This is a genomic window from uncultured Tenacibaculum sp. (assembly GCF_947495995.1).
Taxonomy (GTDB): Bacteria; Bacteroidota; Bacteroidia; order Flavobacteriales; family Flavobacteriaceae; genus Polaribacter.
On the sequence record NZ_CANMAX010000011.1, the window covers coordinates 1 to 23,848 of the forward strand.

At 30.7% G+C, this 23,848-nt stretch carries 16 protein-coding genes; 1 reads left to right on the plus strand and 15 read right to left on the minus strand.

Annotated elements, in window-relative coordinates; all coding sequences use genetic code 11:
• Positions 1–1,230: 1,230 nt before the first annotated feature.
• From Q1A15_RS18985 to Q1A15_RS19000, 4 genes are all read right to left on the minus strand, one after another.
• Positions 1,231–1,956 (minus strand): LytTR family DNA-binding domain-containing protein, encoded by a 726-nt coding sequence (locus tag Q1A15_RS18985; protein ID WP_299627694.1) that lies wholly within the window; start codon positions 1,954–1,956, stop codon positions 1,231–1,233.
• Positions 1,957–1,970: 14 nt separating this feature from the next.
• Positions 1,971–2,294, minus strand: coding sequence for an Hpt domain-containing protein (locus Q1A15_RS18990; RefSeq protein ID WP_299627696.1), 324 nt, complete (start codon positions 2,292–2,294; stop codon positions 1,971–1,973).
• 6 nt (positions 2,295–2,300) lie between these two features.
• Positions 2,301–4,670, minus strand: coding sequence for a PAS domain-containing sensor histidine kinase (locus Q1A15_RS18995; RefSeq protein WP_299627698.1), 2,370 nt, complete (start codon positions 4,668–4,670; stop codon positions 2,301–2,303).
• Positions 4,671–4,773: 103 nt separating this feature from the next.
• On the minus strand, positions 4,774–5,187 hold the full coding sequence (locus Q1A15_RS19000) for a response regulator (RefSeq protein ID WP_299627700.1): 414 nt from the start codon (positions 5,185–5,187) through the stop codon (positions 4,774–4,776).
• Between the two features lie 151 nt (positions 5,188–5,338).
• Between Q1A15_RS19000 and Q1A15_RS19005 the strand changes: the two genes are divergently transcribed.
• Positions 5,339–7,456, plus strand: a complete 2,118-nt coding sequence (locus Q1A15_RS19005) for a thioredoxin domain-containing protein (RefSeq protein ID WP_299627702.1) — start codon at positions 5,339–5,341, stop codon at positions 7,454–7,456.
• Here the strand turns inward: Q1A15_RS19005 and Q1A15_RS19010 are convergent, their stop codons facing one another.
• From Q1A15_RS19010 to Q1A15_RS19060, 11 genes are all read right to left on the minus strand, one after another.
• Positions 7,457–8,158 (minus strand): hypothetical protein, encoded by a 702-nt coding sequence (locus Q1A15_RS19010; RefSeq protein WP_299627703.1) that lies wholly within the window; start codon positions 8,156–8,158, stop codon positions 7,457–7,459.
• On the minus strand, positions 8,155–8,886 hold the full coding sequence (locus Q1A15_RS19015; RefSeq protein WP_299627704.1) for a hypothetical protein: 732 nt from the start codon (positions 8,884–8,886) through the stop codon (positions 8,155–8,157). The genes Q1A15_RS19010 and Q1A15_RS19015 overlap by 4 nt, the downstream gene beginning before the upstream one ends.
• 4 nt (positions 8,887–8,890) lie before the next feature.
• Positions 8,891–10,024, minus strand: coding sequence for an AGE family epimerase/isomerase (locus Q1A15_RS19020; protein ID WP_299627705.1), 1,134 nt, complete (start codon positions 10,022–10,024; stop codon positions 8,891–8,893).
• Positions 10,025–10,037: 13 nt separating this feature from the next.
• Complete coding sequence (locus tag Q1A15_RS19025) at positions 10,038–11,432, minus strand: MFS transporter (RefSeq protein ID WP_299627706.1); 1,395 nt, start codon at positions 11,430–11,432, stop codon at positions 10,038–10,040.
• 5 nt (positions 11,433–11,437) lie between these two features.
• Complete coding sequence (locus tag Q1A15_RS19030; protein WP_299627708.1) at positions 11,438–12,454, minus strand: LacI family DNA-binding transcriptional regulator; 1,017 nt, start codon at positions 12,452–12,454, stop codon at positions 11,438–11,440.
• Positions 12,455–12,457: 3 nt separating this feature from the next.
• On the minus strand, positions 12,458–13,804 hold the full coding sequence (locus Q1A15_RS19035) for a gluconate:H+ symporter (protein WP_299627709.1): 1,347 nt from the start codon (positions 13,802–13,804) through the stop codon (positions 12,458–12,460).
• A gap of 2 nt (positions 13,805–13,806) precedes the next feature.
• Entirely contained in the window at positions 13,807–15,678 is a 1,872-nt protein-coding gene (gndA, locus tag Q1A15_RS19040; RefSeq protein WP_299627710.1) for an NADP-dependent phosphogluconate dehydrogenase, read from the minus strand.
• Entirely contained in the window at positions 15,671–17,926 is a 2,256-nt protein-coding gene (bglX, locus tag Q1A15_RS19045) for a beta-glucosidase BglX (RefSeq protein WP_299627711.1), read from the minus strand. The genes gndA and bglX overlap by 8 nt, the downstream gene beginning before the upstream one ends.
• Before the next feature lie 12 nt (positions 17,927–17,938).
• Positions 17,939–18,916 carry an SMP-30/gluconolactonase/LRE family protein gene (locus Q1A15_RS19050; RefSeq protein ID WP_299627713.1) on the minus strand — a complete coding sequence of 326 codons (978 nt, stop codon included), beginning with the start codon at positions 18,914–18,916 and terminating at the stop codon, positions 17,939–17,941.
• Positions 18,917–22,201, minus strand: a complete 3,285-nt coding sequence (locus Q1A15_RS19055) for a VCBS repeat-containing protein (protein ID WP_299627715.1) — start codon at positions 22,199–22,201, stop codon at positions 18,917–18,919.
• 100 nt (positions 22,202–22,301) lie between these two features.
• Positions 22,302–23,840: a RagB/SusD family nutrient uptake outer membrane protein gene (locus tag Q1A15_RS19060; RefSeq protein ID WP_299627717.1), complete on the minus strand. Its 1,539-nt coding sequence runs from the start codon at positions 23,838–23,840 to the stop codon at positions 22,302–22,304.
• Positions 23,841–23,848 lie beyond the last annotated feature (8 nt).

Below are 23,848 nucleotides of genomic sequence, written 5' to 3' on the forward strand. Positions count from 1 at the left end.
AATACTTACTACTTACTTACACTTCAAAGATAGGACTCTTATTCCTTGAAAGCCTTTAGAAATCGATGTCAAACATATCTCTGATGATTAGAAGGCAAATAAATACGTTAAAATGATTCTCCTACAATTCATCGATACTAAAAACTAATAAAAAAGAAAAAACCTTTTACAATTAGGGATTTGCAAAAGGCTCTTACTTATTAACCAAATAAATCTAAAACTGTTCTTAACACTAAAATTGAAAACTTACATAGTGTAATACTTACTACTTACTTACACTTCAAAGATAGAACTCTTATTCCTTGAAAACCTTTAGAAATCGATGTCAAACATACCTCTGATGATTAGAAGGCTAATAAATACGTTAAAATGATTCTCCTACAATTCATCGATACTAAAAACTCATGAAAAAGAAAAAACCTTTTGCAATTAGGGGTTTGCAAAAGGCTCTTACTTATTAACCAAATAAACTTAAAAACTGTTCTTAACACTAAAATTGAAAACTTACATAGTGTAATACTTACTACTTACTTACACTTCAAAGATAGGACTCTTATTCCTTGAAAGCCTTTAGAAATCGATATCAAACATAACTTTGATGATTAGAAGACAAATAAATACGTTAAAACGATTCTTCAGCAATTCATCGATACTAAAAACTATAAAAAAGAAAAAACCTTTTGCAATTGGGGTTTGCAAAAGGTTTCATTAATCAACCAAATAAATCTAAAAAACCTTCAATTTATGAAGAAGGGTGTTTTTCTATAATGAAAAAACAAAAAAACTTTTATGTAAACTTTATATATTTTTCTACTTATTTACACTTCAAAGATAGTTCTGTTTTCTCTTTATTTTTCACTTTTTTAGTTGTTATACATTTAACTATAGATCAATGGTTTAAAATAATCGACAAGCTGTTTTCAAACATTAAAACCTTATTTAAAACAAGATTAAACAAATAAAAAAACCCTTCTAAAAGAAGGGTTTATAATCAACCAAATAAATCTAAAAACTTCACTTGAGTTGTGAAGTGGGGAATTTCAAATAATGAAAAAAACAAAACTTTTATATATATAATTTGAACTTTGTAACTTAAATACAATACAAATATATCTAGGATATTATGATAAAATATCCAATATTCGATATAGTCAAATTGAAATGTCGATTAAATGAAGTGTTTAAATCGACGAACGGTAAATAGCTGTAAATGTTACAAATACAACTTAATTACAACAAGTTAAGTCTCTTCATTAATTCTGAACGATTAGATCTACTTACAGGTATTACATCTTTCTCTATTAATACACTATTATCCTCAATATCAACTATCTTTTTTAGATTGATAATATAAGATCTGTGTACTTTAAGAAATAAATCGTTAGGCAGTTTCTCTTCTATCTTTTTTAATGTAGAATGAACGGTGTAGTTTTTATCTTGAGTTTTAATTAAAATATAATCTCCTTTAGCTTCAACAATGTTAATACTAGGGATTTCTATTTTAATTAACCTTCTATCTATATTAATATATAATTGTTGGTCTTCGTCTTTCTCTTCTTTAGCCGCTGAAGAATTATTCTGTTTATCGGTAACTGGAGTTCTAAAAGTAAATTTCTTAGCTTTTTCAATTGCTTTTACAAAACGAGGAAGCGTAATTGGTTTAACCAAATAATCAACAATACATTCATACTCAAATGCATCTATAGCAAACTTCTCATCAGAAGTAGTTAAAATTATTCTTGGTGGCTTTTTTAAAGTTTGAATAAGATCGAAACCAGTAAAGTCTGGCATATGAATATCTAAGAAGATTAAATCAACATCATTCTGATTTAAATACTTTATCGCTTGAAGAGCATTCGAAAATTGGTCTATTACCTCTATAGTTCCCTCACTTTTACAAAGTTGTTCAACAATAACTCTTGCAGCAGACTCGTCATCAATAATTATACAATTCATGTATTTAAATCGTTTTATGCATTGTCTAAAAAACTAGACATTTTGGTTAATAATTCTTCAAAATCAGTGTGACCTTTCATATCTCCTTCAAGAAGTTCTTTTTCGTATTTTACAGCTGATTCATATGATTTCTCTAACCCTAAAATACTAATTTTATGTTTAATTTTATGAACAATTTCAGCTATTTGCTTAAATTCTTGATTTTCAACGTGATTTTGATACGTTTCTATTTCTTCTGGCAGTTCACTTTTTAAAATTGAAAGCATTTTCTGCTCAAACTCTTCATCTCCACCAGATAACTCTCTGATGTAACTTAAATTTGGTTCTTCTAAACTCATGGTTTTTTACTTATTAAATTCGATAAAAAATGTTGTTCCCATTCCCTCGATACTTTCTAACCATATTTTCCCTCCATAAACATCTACAATCTTTTTAACTATTGATAAACCAATACCTGTAGAATCTTTATGGTTTCCTAAAGATTGAAATACTTCAAATATTTTCGCATGATATTCGGGCTTTATTCCAATACCATTATCCTGAACACTAAATATATATCTTTTCTTTTTTTCTTTTACTCCAATAGTAATTAATCCTTCTTCTTTATCAATATAATTTACTGCATTACTCATTAAGTTCTGAAAAAGTTGTTGAATTCTAACTTTATCAGCTTTAATTTTAGGTAAATTTTTATCTATTTCTATTTTAATATGTTTAGGAACGTAAATTAATTTACTTATTCCTTCAATTACTTTATAAGTGTCGACCTCTTCTGTTGGTTCTCCATCATTATTAATACTAGAGTAATTTAAAATGTCGTTAATTAATCGCTCCATTTTTTCAACAACTTCTTGAATCATATCTACATTTCGAACTCCATCTTCACCTAAAACACCTCCATGATCTTCTTTTAACCAACTCGTTAATGCAGAAATACTTCGTAGCGGAGATTTTAAATCGTGAGAAACTATATGCGCATATTCTTCAAGCTCAACATTTCGTTGTTCTAACTGCTTTAATAATTGCTCTTTTTGTGATTCTAACTTTTTAATATTGGTAATGTCTAAAACAATACCAATAGAACCTGTGATATCTCCCTGAATATCAAAACTTGGCGCTGCACTAACTAGCAATACTTTTTCAACTCCTAAGTTGTTTATGAATTTGAATTCATACGATCTTGATTTGCGTTTTCCTTTTTTATCTTTATTTCTATCTTGAATAAAATCAATAATCTCTTCTTTTTTGAAAAGTTCTCTTATGTTTTTATCTAAGATTTTCTCTTCGTCAAAACCAGTCATTTTAACAAAGTTATTATTAGCAGAAAGTACTTTATTATTTCTATCTAACTCTACTAAACCAAGTTTCAAATTGGCGATAATGTTACTATATCTCTTTTTATGTGCTTCTAAACTTTTTCGATAATTTCTAGATAAAGTAACATCTCTATAAGTCCATAAATGACCTTTATATTCATTGTTTTTAGAAATCGGTATATAGTCTCGTTCTAATATTCTTCCATCAACTAATCGTAGTTCATCACCTAAAACTACTTTCTTGTCTTTAATTAGTTTATTAATTCTATTGACAAAATAATCTGGATTCTCAAAAATGTCTTTAGTTTCTCCTAACATCTGTACGCAATTCAATCCCACTAAATCAGTTGCTTTTTTAGGGATTGAAAATATGTCACAGAACTTTTTATTAGAAATTACGATTTCTCGTTGTTCATTCTCCAACAAAACAGCACTATCTAAATTAGATACTAAAGATGATAATCTATTTTCAGATTCAATTAATCTTTGTTCTGCCAACTTATTCTCTGTAATATCTTCAATAGTTGCCACCTGGAATTTAACCTTACTATCTTGATTTTTTACTGAGTTTACAATTGTTTTAGCCCAAAGTATATCTCCGTTTTTCTTGATATATCTTTTTTCTTGGATAAAATTATCTAATTCACCAGAAGCAACTTTATCTCTCATTTTTTTAGACTCTTCTCTATCATCAGGATGTGTAAAACCACCGATGGTTAGCGCTTTCATTTCCGGAACCGTGTAGCCTAGCATTTCTTTAATCGTAGTATTTACAAACAAAAACTCTTCATCTTGTTGCTCTGATAATACAATTCCGATAGGTGAATTATTAAAAATGATATCTAACTGATCTCTTTGTGCCTGAAGTAATTCTTGAATCTCTATTTGTTCTGTAATATCTCTCGCGATTCCTTGTGCTCCAACAACCTCTCCTTCAGGATCATAAACTAAACTACAGTTTACTTCAAGAGTTTTTATCGTTTTGTCTTTCGTAATTATTCTTGAGCGATATTTAGTGTAGAATCCTTCTTCTATTAAGTTTTTAAAAGCTTCTATCGTATATCCATAATCGTCAGGATGTACGACTTTCATTAAGTTTAGAGGTTTATTTTCTTCATAATCATAGCCAAACATTGTAACTGCTATGTCATTCATTTTGATCACATTTCCTCTTAAATCTATAAGAACAAATGCATCATTTATATTTTCAAAAATTCCTTTGAGTTCAGAATCTTTTTCTAATAACTTTTCTTCAAGTTGTTGGGCTTTCTCGTTTAAATCTTTAATTATGTTTTCAGACTTATCGAGATGATCCACTAGTTTTTTTTCGGCTGCTATTCTAGCTTTTCTTTCATTCTCTAAAGCCTGTTTTAAATCATTAATTACAATATCACTCATATCTTATTTTGGATATAGTATGAAACAAAACTGGTTTTATCCTGTAACAATTTACAAGATTAATTTGAAAAAGATTAAAACTAACGAAAAAGACTTTAAATAACTAGACTGAAATTAATTCATTTGCACTCCAGTAGGATAAAACTTTAATCAATTTATTTTGATAATCTTCATATTTAAGAGGCTTAACCATATAACCAGCAATACCAATCTTGTAACATTCTAACATATCTTTTTGATTTGTAGACGTTGTAAGAATAACAGTCGGTAGATATTTTAAAACATCGTCGTTTTTTAAAATCTTTAAAAACTCGATACCGTTAATCTTAGGCATATTAAGGTCTAGAAGTATTAAATTTGGTAAGTTATCTTTATCTGATAGGATTTTTAACGCTTCTTCTCCATTGTTAGCTTCAATTACATGATGCTTAGATTCTATCTTGGACAAGATTCTGTTAAATTTCATTACTTCTATTTGGTCATCTTCAATTAACAATATTGTTAATTTTCTTTGCATTTTTTAATTTTTTAGGTAGCTTTAAACTACAATTTACTATAATAATGCCTGTATTTTTTGTTCTTTAGTTTAAATCTTGATTTTGAACGACGAAATGTAAAAAAGTATAGACGAACAGTTTTCACTATTAACATATGTTTATAAGCTAAGCATGAAATTACTTTCGATATTTCCTAGAGTTATTTTTTACTCATTATTCTTTTTAACATTCGCTTGTACCAACCAAAAAAAAGATAAAGAACACGCATATACTAACGCTTTAATAAACGAATCGAGTCCTTATTTATTGCAGCATGCGCATAATCCAGTACAGTGGTTTCCTTGGGATAAAAAGCATTTAGATCGTGCTAAAAAAGAAGGGAAATTAGTCTTATTATCTATCGGTTATGCTTCTTGTCATTGGTGTCATGTAATGGAAAAAGAAACTTTTGAAAATAAAGAAGTAGCTGACTTTATGAACAAAAACTTTATCAATATAAAGATCGATCGAGAAGAACATCCTAACGTTGATAAAACATATTTAACTGCTGTTCAAATTATGACAGGAAATGGTGGTTGGCCATTAAACTGTGTTACTTTACCTGACGGAAAACCTATTTGGGGCGGCACTTATTTTAATAAAGAAAATTGGCTGGCTTCATTAAAAGAAATCCATAGAGTTTATAAAGAAAGTCCGAAAAAAACAGAAGGATTTGCAAATCAATTAACAGAAGATTTAAAATCGCTACAAGAATTTAATTCTGATATTTCTGATAAAGATTTCAACAGAGAAAACCTGAGTAATTTCGTCACAGAATGGAAAACTAAACTTGATACAATTAACGGCGGACTCGATGGTAGAAATCAATTTCCAAGAGCTAGTAATTATCAGTTTTTATTACGTTACGCTTATCAAACTGAAGATCAAGAACTAGAAAACTACATCTACAAAACTTTAGATAAAATTGCTAACGGAGGTTTAAATGACCATTTAGCTGGTGGTTTTGCACGCTACACGGTTGATAATAAGTGGCACATTCCTCATTTTGAAAAAATGCTATACGATAATGCTCAACTCGTTTCTTTATTTTCTTATGCGTATCAATTAAAAAAAGAAGATCAGTATAAGGAAATTGTGTATCAAACACTCGATTTCTTACACAAAGAATTTTATACTAATGGTTTGTATTTCTCTTCTTTAAATGCTGATAGTTTAAATGAAGAAAATGAATTTGAAGAAGGAGCTTATTACACTTGGAAAATTGAAGAATTACAAAATAGTATTACTTCAGACTTTTCTCTATTCAAAACATATTTTGGTATTGATAGTATCGAGAAAGTTGATGAAAAACATGCGTTAGTAAAAGTTTATGATGATGAAACTTTCAGTAAAAAACATCAATTACCTATTGAAGAATTAAAAAGTAAAATAACAAACTGGAAAGAAATCCTATTAAAAATAAGACAACAAAGAGTTAAACCTACAACAGACAAGAAAATACTTACATCTTGGAATGCTCTTTTATTACAAGCATATACAGATGCTTATAAAGTTTTTAATGACGATAATTTTAAACTAAAAGCTATTCAATGTGGTAAAACTTTAAAACGTAAAGCTATCTCTAAACATTGGGAAGTTTCTAGAAGTTTAAATACAAAAAACAAAAGCATAAAAGGTTATTTAGAAGATTATGCTTTGTTAATTAATAGTTTTATTTCTCTGTATGAAATTACTTTTGACGAGCAATGGTTGTTAAGCGCAAAAGAACTAACTGAGTATACGTTTACAAACTTTTTAAATACAGAAAACGAATACTTTAATTATACAGCTAAAAATGGTGATCAATTAATTACTGCGAATTATGAAATTGAAGATATTGTAATTCCTTCTTCAAATTCTGTGATGTGTAAAAACTTATTCAAATTAGGTCATTATTTTAGTTATGATGCTTACTTAGATTTGAGCAAGAAAATGCTACAAAGAATGTTACCAAAAATTGAAGATTACCCGCATATCTATTCCAACTGGTTAAATTCTTATTTAAATCATGCTTATCCTTTCTACGAAACAGCCATTTCTGGAAAAGATGCTTTATCTAAAGCTCAAGAATTACAACAACAATATATTCCTAATCAATTATTGATTGGTAGTTTAACAGATAGTAATTTACCGTTATTGAAAGGAAAATTTAACAATCAAAAAACATTGATCTATGTATGCGTAAACAAAGCTTGTAAATTACCTACTGAAAATATCGATAAAGCATTGGCGTTATTAAAAAAGAACTAATTACTTTTTCTGAAGAAATATTGAATAATCGTACATATTCATAATAACTGAAGTGTATGGCGCATTACTCTCTTCACTTGTTTCATCTATACTTTCAATAAATTGATTTATACTTTTTAATTGAATTTTTCCCTTTGTAGTATTTGGAAAATAATACAGATTCGTTTGAGTGCCTTCTTTCTCAATAACCAAATTACTTTTCTCTGATTTTGAATAGTAATTCGCCCCTATTTCCGATTCCTCTTGAAGTTGGAAGATTCCTGTTCTTGAAATTTCTTTATCTATTATACATCCTTCTTCAGCAAAACTAAAAGGTATTGTTTTCGGAAATGATATAGGGTTTTCATAAGGAATATTAAACTTTATTGTTGTACTGTAGCAATCTGGAGCTCCACAATCAAAACCATGCAAATCAAACACTAAATTGAATAATAAAGTATCTTCATTTCTATGAACTAAATTTCTTAAATACAATTCAGCTAACAGACTGTTTTTAAGGTTTTCGTCTGGTTTAGAAGCTAACAACTTTTGACGAAGCTTTTTTTGTTTTTCTTCAAAACTTTGTTCATTTTCAAGAAGTTTTTCTTTAAGCTGATTGACCTCTTCTTTTTCTGTAGTAATTTTTTGAATCATTTTATTCTCTTGCTTCTTTTCACCACAGGAAAACAAAATACATACTACTAACACTAAAGCTATTCTCATAATTTTTCTTTCGACAAAGTTACATCATCTATCCAAACTTTTCGATTACCTCCTCCTTTTTGGTAATCTACCCAGCCTAACGTAACTTTTTCAAAGACAGGAAAACTCCATTCTCCATTATTTCCATTTTCTAAACACCCCTTGTCAAAAGATTGATGTTCTTTTAAATCGTGAACTAATTCTTCATTAATCCACAATCGCATATTGTTTGTTTTTCTATTTACATACCAATTCACAACAAACCATTCGTTTTCTGGAATTTTCACTTTTGTATGATCCCAGCAATCCGACTTTATTGGATTTGTATCGTAATTTACCATTAAGCGTTTGTGATGTTGTCCGCCATAACGAACCTCAGCATGAAAACCTTGAGATGTTTTTCCACTAGTTTGAATCATTGTCCAGTGAACTCCATTTGGTGAAGCTTCTTCAACAAACATTTTTAAACTTCCATAATATTCATCTAGCTTCATCAATTTCTCACTTGAAAAAGATAAAAATGCACGATTGTCATATCCTTCTCCTGAAATAAACTTTAAAGATTTATTTCCTGAAACATGTTTTAAAGAATCTATTTCTATTTTACCGTTACCTGAAGTTTCCCAAGGAAAAAAAGTAGTTTGACCAGCTCTATAGGTTTCAAAATCGTCTTCTAAAATAATCTGATTTCGAAATTCTTTACAAGAACTTAAACACAATAAAACTAAAATTATACTAAGCTTTTTCATAATTTTAAATAAATGAAGTACACATTCTAACAATATGATATGGTGATTTCCACATGGCAACTTTGGGTACAACTATTGTTTTTTTATCTGCTGATAATTTCTCGTGCCATTCCCCATTTTCGTTATCAATAAAATATTGCTTGGTAAAATTAAATAACTTATTTCGATATGTAAGATATTTTTCTTCTTTTGTAAACTCTAATAGTTTTTGAAAAGCAATAATAGTTTCAGTTTGCATCCACCATTGAAATTCTTTGGTAAAATCTTTACTTTTTACATTCTGAAACATATACAAACCTCCAAATTTATCAATTAATTTCATTGAAAGTTGACAATAATTTTCAAGTTTAGAAATTAACTTTTCTTGATATTCATGCTCATCAACCAACTTCGAGAAATCTAACAACATAGAAGGAACTTCAGCATTATGACCAATTGAAATATTATCAGTCTTTGATTTCCAATTTTTATCAAAATCCAATTCACAAAACTCGTTTTGATGTAGGAATTTACTGATTAAAATTTCAAATAAATTCTGAATTCGGTCTTTAAGTTGATCTGTTTTATAAAATTGATAAAGATTAGTATATGCTTCTAAAAGATGTAAATGTGTACCTAAACTTTTGCTTTCAAAATCAATAGGATTTAATTCACGAGTAAGTTCATTATAATAAAAATTAGATTCTTTATTATAAAAATTGTCCTCAATACAAAGAAACAATTGAACACACTTATTCTTTATTTTTTCTTCTTTAGTAACCAAATAATATTCTGACAATCCAAGTAAAGTATAAGCTTGAGCTATAGCCTTTTTTTCAGTATGAATAACATTTCCTTGGTAATCTAATTCCCAAAAAACTCCATTATATTTTTCATCAAAAAAATACTGATCTACATACGCATAACTTCTTTCTAAAACATCTGAAAAATCATTACTTTTTGTATGATTTGCAACTTTTGCAAAAGACCATAATAAACGAGCATTTAAAATGATTCCTTTATTACTATTAGCTATAGGATTTCCATAAAAATCAAGTTTTCCATAAAAACCTCCATAATTAAAATCGACAGTTTTTTCGGACCAAAAATTCATGACTTCTGAAAGTACAGCAATCATTTCTTCTCTTAAAGAATGCATTATTTACGTAAGATTATTCGTTAGCTTCTGCTCTTTGAATTTTTAACTCTTCTTCGATTTCTTTCATTCTTTTTTGAGTTAATGGATAAGCTAATAATGCCACAACACCTAACAACACAAATACCGCCGGAACAATACTCATGTTTAATTTAATTCCTTGTAACATTTCTGCTGTTTTAACAGCTGCTTGTCCGTCGTAATTGTATAAATTCAGAACTGCTAAAGTGATAGCTCCAGCTACACCTCCACCGAATTTCATTGCGAAAGTTCCTGCTGAAAAAATTAATCCTGTAGCTCTTCTTCCGTTTTTCAATTCAGAATAATCAGCTGCGTCACCTAACATTGCAAAGAATAAAATAGGCATTAAACCTGCTCCGAATTCTGAGATAATTCCTAAAGTAAAAATTGATCCGATTTGATTTGCTTCTAACCAATACATTGCAGCAACAGAAGCTGCAGAAAATAAAATACTAAAAATGAATAATTTTACTTTTCCAAAAAACTTAGTTAAAGCTGGTGCAAAAAATGTAGAAATCATTGAAATAACTAACAGTGATAATAAATATAAACCTGCTAATCCGTTTTTACCACCCCAACTCGTTAAACTTCCGAAGAAATTATTTTCATCATTCACATAATGTGTAAAGTAGAACATTATTGAACTTTGCTTAATAATGTTGTATGTAACAAATACAAAACCAATAAATAATAAAATCAACCACGGTTTATTACTTGCTAAATCTTTATAATCTTTTGATAAATCGCCAGTTTCAACAGATTTTACACGCTCTCTTGTGGTATAAAAAGTGATAAAAGAAAAACAAACTAAAACAAATGCCAACACATACATAGTGTATTGATAGCCTGCATTTTTATCTCCATTTCCTAAAAAATCAACTAAAGTAATTACACCAATAGTAGCAATTACACCTCCTAAATATGCTCCAAAGAAGCGAAAAGAAGACAATACTGTTCTTTCTTTCTGGCTAGTCGTCATTACTCCCATCAAAGCAGAATATGGAACATTATTCGCCGTATATGCGAGAATATAAAATATAGACGTTGCATACGCCCAGAAAATTTTCCCTCCCAAACTTAAATCGGGAGTTGTAAATCGTAATACTAAAGCTACACCTAACGGTAAAGCTGTCCAAAGTAACCATGGTCTGAATTTTCCCCATTTTGTTCGGGTTCTATCAGCAATATTCCCCATGATTAAATCTGTTGCTCCATCTCCTAAGCGAACTACCAATAATAACGTTGCTACAGCTGCTGTTCCTAATCCGAAAACATCGGTATAAAAAATTGGTAAAAAAGGCCCCATTGTCCTCCATGCAATATTAGCTGCTGTATCTCCTAAGGCATAGCCTATTTTTTCTTTTAATGATAGTTTACTTAATTCTGACATATACTTTATTTGTATTTGGTTGTTTCTCTATGTATTAAACTGGTATCGATAACTAAAGTTTTGTTTTCTGATACGTCTTTTTTTTCTATTCTGTCTATTAATAATTGTAAAGCTCTTTTTCCAATTTCCTCGGTATGCTGGCTTATCGTTGTTAATTTTGGGTTGGTAAAAACCACCACATTCTTTCCTGAAAAACCTATGATAGAAAGTTCAGAAGGCATTGAAATGTTGAATTTCCTAGCAATATTTAATGCAACTACACCTAACACATTATCGATTGCAATTATTGCATCGATATCTTTATGTGTTGACATGATTTTTTCAATACTATCATCGACATTAGCATCGTTGGTAACTTCAAAAATTATTGGTGAGTTTTTATATGAAGTAGATTCTTCAATTGCTTTTTTATAACCGTCTACTCTTAACTTTCCAACATTTAATCCGGTTAAAGAATCTAAGAGTATAATCTTTTTTCTTCCTTCAGAAATTAAATAATTCGTTGCTTCGTAAACAGCTTTTAAATCATCTATAATCACTTTATCACAATCGATAGATTTTATAAAACGATCGAACATTACCACAGGTAATCGATTGTATAACATTAATTCTTCTAAATGTTCTACTTCACCTGAAGTTTGCGTTTCTTCTGCCACAGAAATTAAAAATCCATCTACACTTCCATCAGTTAAAAGCTCGATACTCTTTTTTTCTTTATCAATAGATTCATTTGAAATACATGTAATAATGCTGTAATCGTGCTTCGAAGCTTCTTGCTCTATACTATGCAGTGATCTCGCAAAAAATGGATTTAAAATATTAGGTAAAACAACACCAATAGTTCTTGTTTTACTTTTCTTTAGACTTAGCGCAGCTTTGTTTGGCTTGTAATTATATTTTTTTGCTAACTCTTTAACTTTAGCAATGGTATCTTCACTGATTTCGTAACTGTTATTTAATGCTTTAGAAACAGTAGAAATCGATACATTTAATTCTTTGGCTAAATCTTTTAGTGTAATCATGGCTTAAACGAGTAATGATAAAATGGTTATTATAGTAAAACTTGTTAAAGCTAATATAGTTGTCATTACCGTCCAACTTTTAAACGTTTGTTTTTCTGTTAAACCTAAATATTTTCCAACGAGCCAAAATCCACTATCGTTAACATGAGACATTATTGATGCGCCAGAAGCAACTGCGATTACCAATAATGCTTTACTAGGTTCACTTAAATCTGCTCCAGTTAACAAAGGAGCCGTAACTCCTGCTGCTGTAATCATTGCAACAGTTGCTGAACCTTGAAGAATACGAACTAAAACTGCTATAAAGAATCCGAAGAATAAAACTCCGATTCCGATAGTTGAGAAATAATTTGCTAACATTTCTCCTGTTCCTGTATTCACTAACATTTGTTTAAAAACACCACCCGCTCCTGTTAACAGAATAATTAATCCAGCTGGAGCCATTGAATTTGTTGCAATTTTCAATAATTCATCTTTTGACAATCCTCTTTTTATTCCCAATAAATACCAAGCGATTAAATTCGCTATGATTAATGCGATAAACGGATTACCAATCATTCCTATCCAATCTTTCACATTTTGGGAAACTAAATCTTCACCTATTAACGGACTGTTTAATAATGTATTTGCAACAATTAAAACTATTGGAATTCCAATAATCATAATAATTAATCGTACCGCTGGATAATTCTGAATTTCAGTTGTATCGGAAGATAATTTTGGTGCTTCAATATGAATTTTATTAGCAATATAATTTGCAAATATTGGTCCGCATACCACAGCTGTTGGAACTCCAACAATAAAACCAAAGAGAATTACCCAACCTAAATCTGCTTTTAAAATATCGGAAACCGCAACTGGACCTGGCGTTGGCGGAATAAATGAATGTGTAATTGCTAAACCAGCTAATAAAGGAATTGCATACAATAACAATGACTTTTTTGTTCTTCGCTGTAATGAGTATACTAACGGAATTAAAATGATAAACGCTACATCAAAAAACACTGGTATTGCAACTAAGAATCCTGTTAACATTAATGCCCAAGATGCTCTTTTATCTCCAAATTTGGATAACAAATAATTCGCTAAGGCTTCTGCCCCACCAGATTGTTCTAGAATGGAACCAAAAATTGCTCCTAACCCAACAACTAAAGCTACAAAACCTAATGTTCCTCCCATACCTTGTTGCATGGTTGTAATAATTTCTTTTGGAGGCATTCCTGAAAAAACCCCAACAAAAACACTGGCTATAAGTAACGATATAAATGCCTGAATTTTAAAACGTAAAATTAAAATCAGTAAAATAGCTACTCCGCCTAAAACTGCAAGAACTAAATTAAAATCTAACATATCTAGCTCCAATTATGATGAAATGTTTCTTCTCCTTCTATATCAATTCTTTGATATCTATGCGCTCCAAAGAAATCTCGTTGTGCCTGAATGACATTTGCTGAAGACTTTTCTGTTGTCATAGCTACCCAAAAATTATACGACTCGAATAAACAAGGAACATGAATTCTATTTAATAACGCATAATTTAAAACAGAAGCAATACTCGATTCGTTTTTGAACAATTCTAAGATTGTTTTTTCATCATCGAAAAGTGTGGCTACTTCTTTTAAAATCTTACTATATTCTTTTATTTTTTCAGATTTAATAATGCATCCACTAGACCAAACTCTACAGATTTCAGCTAAGTCTAAATTCCAATTGTGTTCTTTAGAAGCTTCTTGTAATAACTGAAAACCTTGATGTAAGTTTATAGTTCTTGCAAAATCGTATGCTTCTTCCAATTGTTTAAGATCAACTGGTTCTTTTGGAGTTAGATCTTGTTTATAAGCTGATAATCGTTTACGCTCATCTTTAAAAGAAGACGTATAACGTGCATGAACTGCGGCTGTTTTTACTGTTGTTGGAATTCCTAATTGTAATGATACAATACTAGACCACGATCCTGTTCCTTTGTTTCCTGCTCTATCTAAAATGGTATCTAAAACATAGGTTCCATTCTCTTGTTCTTCTAGAATTTTTGTTGTGATTTCTAATAAATAACTCGAATGTTTTCCTGAATTCCATTGTTTTAAAAGTGAGGCTATTTCTTCATAACTCATAGTTTTAGATAAAATCGCATACACCTCAGCCAAAAGTTGCATGTCTCCATACTCTATTCCGTTATGGACCATTTTTACGAAATGACCTGCTCCATCTAGACCTATATAATTGCAACATGCTTGTCCGTCTTCATCTTTAGCGGCTATTGCTTCTAAAAATTTAGCAACTTTATCGTAACTCGATTTATTTCCTCCAGGCATTAAAGACGGACCTTTTAAAGCTCCTTCTTCTCCACCAGAAACACCTAAACCAATAAATTCTATATTTTTTTTCTGAAGATTATCACTTCTCTTTTTTGTATTTTCATAATGAGAATTTCCTCCATCAATTAAAATATCACCTTCATCTAAAAAAGGCACAATACTATCAATAACAGCATCTGTAACTTTTCCTGCTTTAATCATCATTAAAATCTTACGAGGCTTTTCTATAGAATCCACAAAATCTTTTAATACTGTAAATCCTAAAACTTTGTCATAAGAATTGGCATCTACAAAAGCTTCGACTATTCCTTCTTCTCCCTGAGTTTCTCTATTATATACTGACAATGAAAAACCATTGTTTAAGATATTTTTTGCTAGACTTTTCCCCATTACACCTAAGCCTAGTACACCAAAAGATGATTTATCCATAACTTTTGTTATTGTTTTTATAATTTCTGAAGGATCTTTATCTATATCGATATGAGTTCCGTAAGAAGGAACTTCCAAACAGTCAAACTGAGATTTTAGCATTGCTGATCCCATAAAATGTCCGGATCTTTCTTCCATTCTATTCTTTATCAATTCGTATGTTCCATTTAAAATACACCAATGAATATTGGTTATATTTTTAGCAAGAATTTGTCGGTACGATTCTTTTAATGCAGAACAACCTAAGATTACTCCTTGATTTCCTTCAGCTTTGATTAATTCTTGATTTAAAATTTCGAGCCATGGTTTCCTATCTTGATCATTTAAAGGAATTCCATTGCTCATTTTTTCAACATTTGACTTCGGATGAAAATCATCTGCATCTATAAAAGGAATAGCGATTTCTTCAGAAAGTAATTTTCCAATAGTAGATTTTCCACTACCACTTACTCCCATTAAGATGATAATTTTACTACTCATAAACGAAACTACCTTTTAATCCTTCTGCAGAATTTTTTCCGATCCAAACATTAAAGTCTCCTTTTTCTACTCCGTAAATAAGTTCACTGTTGTAATATTTTAAATCTTTCACACCAATTGAAAAACTTACTTTTTGCTCTTCTCCTTGCTTTAAACTTACTCTCTTAAATCCTTTTAATTCTTTTACAGGTCTAGTAATACTTCCTACAACATCTTGTACATAAAACTGTACTAATTCTTCACCATCTCTTTTACCTGTATTCTTCAAAATAACTTCAACAGTTATTTCATTTGTATCAGTTAATTTATTCGTTGATAATTTTAAATTACTGTACTCAAAAGAAGTGTAACTTAAACCATATCCAAAAGGAAAGTGAGGTGTATAACCCGCATCTAAATAATGAGAAGTATTACCTAAAGAACTCTGCCAAGCTCCTACAGGAATATCATTCATTTGCACAAATTTCTCTGGAATTACAGGTCTTCCTGTATTTTTATGATTGTAGAATAATGGTAATTGACCTGCTACCTTTGGCCATGTAACTGGTAAACGCCCTTGTGGCTCTTTTACACCAAACAGCATGTCGTGAATAGCAGGTCCTCCCATAGTCCCAGGATGCCAAGCCATTAAAACAGCATCGACATCGTTAATAATATTTGTTAATGTAATTGGTCTACCTGCCATGATAACCAACACAATTGGTTTTCCTGTTTTTGCTAATTCTTTAATTAATTTTTCTTGCGCTCCTGGCAAATCTATATTCGCTCTACTATGCGCTTCACCAGAAAGAATTGCTTCTTCTCCACCAATAAAAACAATAACATCTGATTTCTTTCCTGCTGCAATTGCCTTTTGAAAATCTTTTTCAGAGACATCTCTGCTGTACGATAATCCTTCTACGAAATTGTAGTTTACATTTGCTTTTTTGAAACTTGCTACTGGAGTTACCGTATGTGTTTTATCTCCATCGAAAGTCCAAGTTCCTAATTGTTCTCTTGGTTTATCAGCTAATGGTCCGATTACGGCAATTTTAGTTCCTTTACTGAAAGGCAAAATATTTCCTTCATTCTTTAATAAAACAGAACTTTCAATTGCAGATTTTTTTGCCAATTCTAAATGTGATTCAGCATATAAATTTCCAGTATGATTTTTATCTCTATTCGGATTTTCAAATAATCCCATTCTGAATTTAACTCGTAAAATTTCAGCTACTAAACTGTTGATTTGAATTTCATTTAATTTTCCTTCTTTTAGTAAATCTTTTACATGATTTTCATAGGATTTACTAGTCATTTCCATGTTTAATCCAGAAGTGATTCCTATTTCAGCAGCATGTTTTTCATCTTTAGCAAATCCGTGAGGAATCATTTCAGTCACAGAATTCCAATCACTTACTACAAAACCATCAAATTTTAATTGCTTTCTTAAAATATCTTGCAATAACTTTTTATCACCAGAAGCTGGAATTCCGTTAGTTTCATTAAACGAAGTCATTACCGTTTGACTTCCTGCTTCAAAAGCTGCTTTAAAAGGTGGTAAATACACATTTTGCATTAACTCTTTATTAATGATTGCTGTGTTGTAATCTCGACCACCAATAGCTGCTCCGTAACCAATAAAATGCTTTGCACAAGCAATCATGCTTGTAGAACTTTTTAAGTCTTCTCCTTGAAAACCTTTTATATATGCTGTTGATAATTTTGAAGCTAAAAACGGATCTTCACCTGGCGATTCTGCAATTCTTCCCCAACGGCTATCTCTAGCTATATCTAACATTGGAGCAAATGTCCATCGAATACCAGAAGATGAAGCTTCTACTGCAGCTACTCTTGAAGAAGCCTCTACAGTTTCTGGATTCCAAGACGCTGCCAATCCTAAAGGAATTGGAAAAATTGTTTTAAAACCATGAATAACATCTCTAGCAAAAATTAATGGAATTTTATTCGGACTTTCTTCTGTTGCAATTCGTTGTAATTCATCTACATAATCAGTATTCATTACATTTAAAAAAGCTCCTACTTTTCCATCTCTTACAGCTTGTTTCAATTCTTCTGGTAACGAACCTTTTACCCTACTTGATGTTCCTCTTAAATTTAATTGTCCAATTTTTTCTTCAATGGTCATTTTAGCCAATAAAGCTTGAACTTTCTCTTCAACAGGATTATTACTTGTATTTTTTGTTTCTTCATTTTTACATGAAACCAACACTAATGCTAGTGTACATATAATTAATTTAGTAATTTTCATTTAAGTAGTCGTTTATTTTAATTCAGCAATTTGAATACTTGGTTTCTTAAAAAAGTTGCTTTTAACTCCTTTTTCTTTTAGTTTAATTTTGAACACCGAACCTGCTAAAGGAAATTGTTTTTTCTCTTCATCTGTCATATCTACAGAAGCTGTAGTTATGTATAGCTCATCAAAATTATCACCTCCAAAAGCACATGAAGTTACGTTGTGTGCAGGCACTTGAATTTTCTTCTCTAAGGTTCCTGTTTTAGGATTGTATTTAGCCACAGCATTTCCATTCCACATACCAACCCATAACATATCTTGATCGTCAATAGCCATTCCATCAGGAAAACCATCTTTTGGATCGACAGTTACCACAACTCTTTCATTAGATATTTTACTCGTAGTTTTATCATAGTCGAAAGCTCTAATAGTTCCTTTAGGCGTATCGATATAATACATTGTAGATTTATCTTTAGTCCAAACAATTCCGTTTGAAATTGTTATTCCTTCAAGCATTTTATCACTCTCTCCTTTTTCGTTTATTTTATATAAACTTGCATTAGGTTTATTCTGAGCTAAATGCATTGAACCCACCCAAAAATCACCATTTGGATCACATTTCCCATCGTTAAAACGATTCTCTGTAATATCAGATTCAACATCAGATAACAACATTAATTCTTCTGTTACTGTATCAACTATATAAACACCATCTTCTAAAGCGACTATGGCTTTATTCTCTTCTTCACTAGGCACAACAGTACCAATTCTACAGGGCAATGTTATTGTTTTATTTTTCTTCGTTTCTGGATGATACACATGTAGTTTTTTTCCTTCGATATCTATCCAATACAATTCGTTAGATTTATAATTCCATATTGCTCCTTCTCCTAAATCTGCATTAATTTGATATTCTAAAACTGCAACCTCAGCAGTTTTTTTATCTTCTTGTTTACAAGCTACCACACAAAAAGCTAAAAGTCCAATTATAATATTTCTCATCATTTAATTTCTTTGCTCTATAAACTGTACGTAATCGTTGTTTTTTATAGACATTATATATTTTTTACTTGCTATTTTAATTCTTTGTAAATCCTTTACATCTCCAGCAGTGTAGAATCCGCTTTCTCTAACAGAAACAGGTTTAAACTCACCTTTCCCATTTCCTTTTAATAGTAATCCATAACCTGCATCATTCCTTGGTGTTTCAACTTCTGAATTGTATAAATTACCAGCTACTAAAGCATCTAAGAATCCGTCTCCATCAAAATCTTCAGTAAGGATTTGATTTATGCTAGACAATTGAGCTTCCATTGGAAGTTTTTTAATAATGAACTTTCCATCTTTATTTTCTAAGTAAATACTGGCAAATGATTTTACTTGGTAGTGTAATGAATTTTCTAAGTTCTTTTTTCCATAAACATCAATTAATGTTGCTCTTGAAAACTCATCGTAATTCTTGAATTTTTTCTTGATTCCTGGAATTTGTTCAGAAGAACATTGCCTCCCTCTCACAGGATATTGCTTTCCTTTATTGTAGTAACTTAACACAATATCTGACTTTCGATTTTTATCAAAGTCTTTCATAAAAATGTCGAAAGTTTCATCTTCGGTCGCTTTATATTTATAGTTCAATCCATTATTTCCGACTATAAAATCGATATCTCCATCTTGATCAAAATCTCCTGAAGCAATACTCCACCACCATCCTGTGGTATCCGATAATCCTGAACTTTTTGAAACATCTTCAAATTGTCCTTTATTATTTTTTAGGACTTTTATTCCCATCCACTCACCTACAATAAAAATATCTTCCCAACCATCTTTATTAAAATCAATAACTACAGCGCTTGTTGCCATTCCTAAATTTTCTAGCATTGGTACAGCTTTTTCGGTTACGTTTGAAAATTTGACTGTAGCGTTTTCTGTATTATTTTCTAAAATAAATGAAGATGTTGGCGCTGGATAATTTCCAGGAACTTGACGCCCTAAAACAAGAATATCTTTTTTTCCATCTTTATTGAAATCGATTTCATAAGCTTTTGATCCGCTAATTTTGATATCTGGAATTGCATTTGAGCTTTTGAAATCTCCTTTCCCGTTATTTATATATAAACGATCTTTCAATCTTTTTGAATCTGCAGGAAACTCATAACCTCCACTTACAACATATAAATCTTGATCACCGTCGTTATCTACATCAGTAAATAAAGCTCCGGAATCTTCAGAGAACTCTCCATCTTTGAAACTGCTATTTTCTTGTACTGCAAATCCTGTTTCGTTTTGAATGAAAAACTTCGCCTTTTTACCATACGATCCTCCAACATAAATATCTTCTAAACCATCGTTATTCACATCTGCAACTGCGATAGCCGGACCTAAAGTTGACATTTTATGCGGCAATAAAACTTGCGTTTGAAAATCGTCGTGATCGTTTTCTGTATGTTTAATCTGATTTGAAAACTCTTCGTTAGAAGCAAATAAACTCTTTTCACCTAGATGATTTTCTTGATCGATTGTTCTCGCTTTTTCCTTAGAAAAAACTAATGTTTGATTCGATTTAATATTTTTAATTATCTCAGTGTTTTTTGTATCCCAAATTACTTTGATGCTATCAATTTTAGATGCTTTACCTAAACCGAATAACAATTCTGGAGCTACAGAAGACTGAAAACCTCTTGTTAATGTTAATTCTTGAACCTGAGTTTGATTCTCTGAATAAACTTTCACCAAAGTATTGAATCCGAAACTATTTTGCTTGTTTCCTTTTAATTGAATTTTAATAAAGTTATTCTTTTCTGAAGCATTGTTTTTGAAAATAGTTGCTGCCTCATCGATATTATTGATTACTAAATCAAGATCGCCATCGTTATCTAAATCTCCATAAGCCACTCCATTTGAAAAACCTTCATGAACAATTCCCCAATCTTCATTTGCTTTAGAGAATTCTAATCCATTGTGATTTTGAAACATGAAGTTGTCTATTTTTTCACTTGGAATTCTTTTCGTTTTTTCTAAAAGTGATAAATTATCATATTTTTCATCACCTATTTTATTGAAAAAGTCTTTGTTATTAACTTCTCTTCTTGTTCCGTTCGTTACGTATAAATCTTTAAATCCATCGTTATTAAAATCAGCAAGTAGCGGAGCCCAACTCCAATCTGTAGAAGAAGTTCCTGTTAATCTCGAAATATTTGAAAACTTAGGAATTCCGTTTTCAGCATATCCAGAATTCAATTGAAAACAATTATGCATATACTGATAATGAAAACCATATAATAGTGTTTCGTAAAATAATCTCGGATTCATACTCGACATATTTGCTTTTTGCCTACGATTATCATCAGAATCCATATCTACTTGAAAAATATCCATAAAACCATCGTTGTTCACATCGGCAATGTCTATTCCCATTCCATAAAAAGCAGTTTGAGAGGTCGCTTTTTTAATCACCTCTTTAAAAGTTCCGTCTTGATTATTTAAGTACAGAAAATCAGGAATACTATAATCGTTAGAAACGTATAAATCTACCCAACCATCGCTATTAATATCTGAAGCAGTAATTCCTAAGGAGAAACTATAATTTTTTACGCCACTTTCTTCAGAAACATCAATAAATTTTCCATTATCATTTCTATATAATTTATCTGACTCTTCACTAGTCACATTTTGCATGCGGTGCTTATACACCATATTTGAAGTAGAAGGATGCGCCCTAGGATAATTTGCAATGTAAGCATCTAAATCTCCATCATTATCATAATCGAAAAAAGTTGCTTGTACAGCATTTCCATTATCTGCTAAACCATATTCTTCTGCTTTTTCAGTAAATGTATTATTCCCGTTATTGATGAATAATTGATTCTTTTTATTCTTTCCAATACCAGAAACTGCACAATAAATATCTAAATAACCATCTGCATTAATATCTACCATTGTTGTTCCTGAATACCATCTATCGTCACCAGAAATTCCAGCAGCATCTGTGATATCTTCAAAAGAAAAATCTCCTTTATTTAAGTATAATTTATTTGAAACTTGATTTCCTGTAAAGAAAACATCTAAAAGTCCATCATTATTTATATCACCAATAGACACACCTCCACCCATGTAAATGGACGTGTATTTAAAGTAATTCAATGAATCTGTTTCTGTTAAGTTATTACTGAAATCAACCTTAGTATTCGTTGATTCTAGTTTTGAAAACAACTTTGTAGTAACCTTTTCGGTTGTTTTAGATTTACAGTTAAATAGAAAAATAATTAAGAAAAAATAAGGAATATATTTCATAAAGAACGAGTAAATAAATTAATAAAGCAGCATGAAAAATCATACTGCTTTACCAATTTAGATCATTAATTCAAATACAATCTACAGTGATGATATTATATTAGTATCCTGGATTCTGATCAGCATCTGTAAGTCCAGTATTTTTATCAATTTCAGTTTGAGGAATAGGAAATAAATCATTTTTAGATGTATATCCAGTTCCTGCTAACTCTGTAGCAGCTCTATCCCATCTTACTAAATCCCAAAAACGTTGACCTTCATGAGCTAATTCTAAGAATTTCTCATTTACAATTGCGTCGAATAAATCGCTTCCAGCTGTAGTTGCAGGTATATCTGCTAAACCAGCTCTTTGTCTGATTTTATTTAACTCTGTTCTTGCAGCAGCATCGTTAGCTGATTGGTTATACGCTTCAGCAGCTAATAACAACACCTCAGCATATCTAAATAATCTGAAGTTTGTACTGTAGTTTAATTCACGTACACCACCAGAACTTGTATCTTCTGATCTTGTCGCATATTTTAAACGGATAGCACCTTCGTAATCCCAGATTGCTCCACCAGTTGCCGCACCAGCATCTACACCACCACCAGCTGCAACTAATTCTGCTTCTGTCATTAATGTTGCTCTTTTTCTTACTACGTCTCCGCTAGCATCAAAAGCATTAGCTAGTTTACTTGTTGGTAAATTGAATCCCCATCCGTTTAATAAACCAATAGAGTTTACATCAAAGATTCCATCACCTCTTGGTCCCATTAACTGAATGTGTAAGTTACTTTCGTTTCTTCCACCCCAAGCGATGTTACCCCAATCTCTTCCTGTAGTAGAAATGTAACCTAACTCTAATAAAGATTCTTGTCCGAATTCATTAGCGATAGACCACACATCTCCTGGAGTAGCTTCTAAATCGTGAGCTGGATCGTTAATAACAGCTTCAAAAAATGGAATAGCTTGTGCGTGATTCCCTTCGAAAACTAAAACTTTACCCATTAAAGCTTGTGCAGCTCCTTTTGAAACTCTGAACACATCTGAAACAGCTGCTTTATTTGGTAAAAACTGAATTGCATCCGTTAAATCTGCTTTAACTTGTGCATAAATATCACTACGAGGAGATTTTCCTAATCCGAAATCAGCAGCACCTTCTGGTAATTGTAAACGTAATGGAACATCACCAAACATTGTTGTTAATTCAAAATAACACCATGCTCTGAAAAACTTAGCTTCAGCAGAAGCTCTATCTTTATTACTTAAAGTACTCGTTTCTAAATTTTGTATTACTAAGTTAGATAAAGCGATTGTTCTGTAGTACAAATCCCAAATACTTTGAATTGAAGAATTTGACGTAGAAACATTTGTATAGTCGTCTATATCTTGTAATTGTTGTTGATCTCCTGAGTTACCTCCCGCAGCGTTAGCATCGTCTCCTGGTAATAATTTTACTAGAAATGCACTGTGCCAATCTCTTGCGTAATTAAACTGCATTAAATCGTAAATACCAATTACAGCTTGTTCAACATTTCCCTCTTCCAAGAAAAAAGTATCTAGATCCTGAACATTTTCTGGAGGATTGTTTGTAAAGTCCTCACTACATGCAATAATTCCTAAGCAAATGAATGCTAATCCAAAAATTATTTTTTTCATTTAATTAA

What these genes read in the sequence shown, in the direction of transcription:
- Q1A15_RS19060 (WP_299627717.1), bottom strand. Translation starts at nt 23,840, where the DNA reads ATGAAAAAAATAATTTTTGGATTAGCATTCATTTGCTTAGGAATTATT.
- Q1A15_RS18985 (WP_299627694.1), bottom strand. Translation starts at nt 1,956, where the DNA reads ATGAATTGTATAATTATTGATGACGAGTCTGCTGCAAGAGTTATTGTT.
- Q1A15_RS19005 (WP_299627702.1), top strand. Translation starts at nt 5,339, where the DNA reads ATGAAATTACTTTCGATATTTCCTAGAGTTATTTTTTACTCATTATTC.
- bglX (WP_299627711.1), bottom strand. Translation starts at nt 17,926, where the DNA reads ATGAAAATTACTAAATTAATTATATGTACACTAGCATTAGTGTTGGTT.
- Q1A15_RS19050 (WP_299627713.1), bottom strand. Translation starts at nt 18,916, where the DNA reads ATGATGAGAAATATTATAATTGGACTTTTAGCTTTTTGTGTGGTAGCT.
- Q1A15_RS19020 (WP_299627705.1), bottom strand. Translation starts at nt 10,024, where the DNA reads ATGCATTCTTTAAGAGAAGAAATGATTGCTGTACTTTCAGAAGTCATG.
- Q1A15_RS18995 (WP_299627698.1), bottom strand. Translation starts at nt 4,670, where the DNA reads ATGAGTGATATTGTAATTAATGATTTAAAACAGGCTTTAGAGAATGAA.
- Q1A15_RS19000 (WP_299627700.1), bottom strand. Translation starts at nt 5,187, where the DNA reads ATGCAAAGAAAATTAACAATATTGTTAATTGAAGATGACCAAATAGAA.
- Q1A15_RS19010 (WP_299627703.1), bottom strand. Translation starts at nt 8,158, where the DNA reads ATGAGAATAGCTTTAGTGTTAGTAGTATGTATTTTGTTTTCCTGTGGT.
- Q1A15_RS19015 (WP_299627704.1), bottom strand. Translation starts at nt 8,886, where the DNA reads ATGAAAAAGCTTAGTATAATTTTAGTTTTATTGTGTTTAAGTTCTTGT.
- gndA (WP_299627710.1), bottom strand. Translation starts at nt 15,678, where the DNA reads ATGAGTAGTAAAATTATCATCTTAATGGGAGTAAGTGGTAGTGGAAAA.
- Q1A15_RS18990 (WP_299627696.1), bottom strand. Translation starts at nt 2,294, where the DNA reads ATGAGTTTAGAAGAACCAAATTTAAGTTACATCAGAGAGTTATCTGGT.
- Q1A15_RS19055 (WP_299627715.1), bottom strand. Translation starts at nt 22,201, where the DNA reads ATGAAATATATTCCTTATTTTTTCTTAATTATTTTTCTATTTAACTGT.
- Q1A15_RS19030 (WP_299627708.1), bottom strand. Translation starts at nt 12,454, where the DNA reads ATGATTACACTAAAAGATTTAGCCAAAGAATTAAATGTATCGATTTCT.
- Q1A15_RS19035 (WP_299627709.1), bottom strand. Translation starts at nt 13,804, where the DNA reads ATGTTAGATTTTAATTTAGTTCTTGCAGTTTTAGGCGGAGTAGCTATT.
- Q1A15_RS19025 (WP_299627706.1), bottom strand. Translation starts at nt 11,432, where the DNA reads ATGTCAGAATTAAGTAAACTATCATTAAAAGAAAAAATAGGCTATGCC.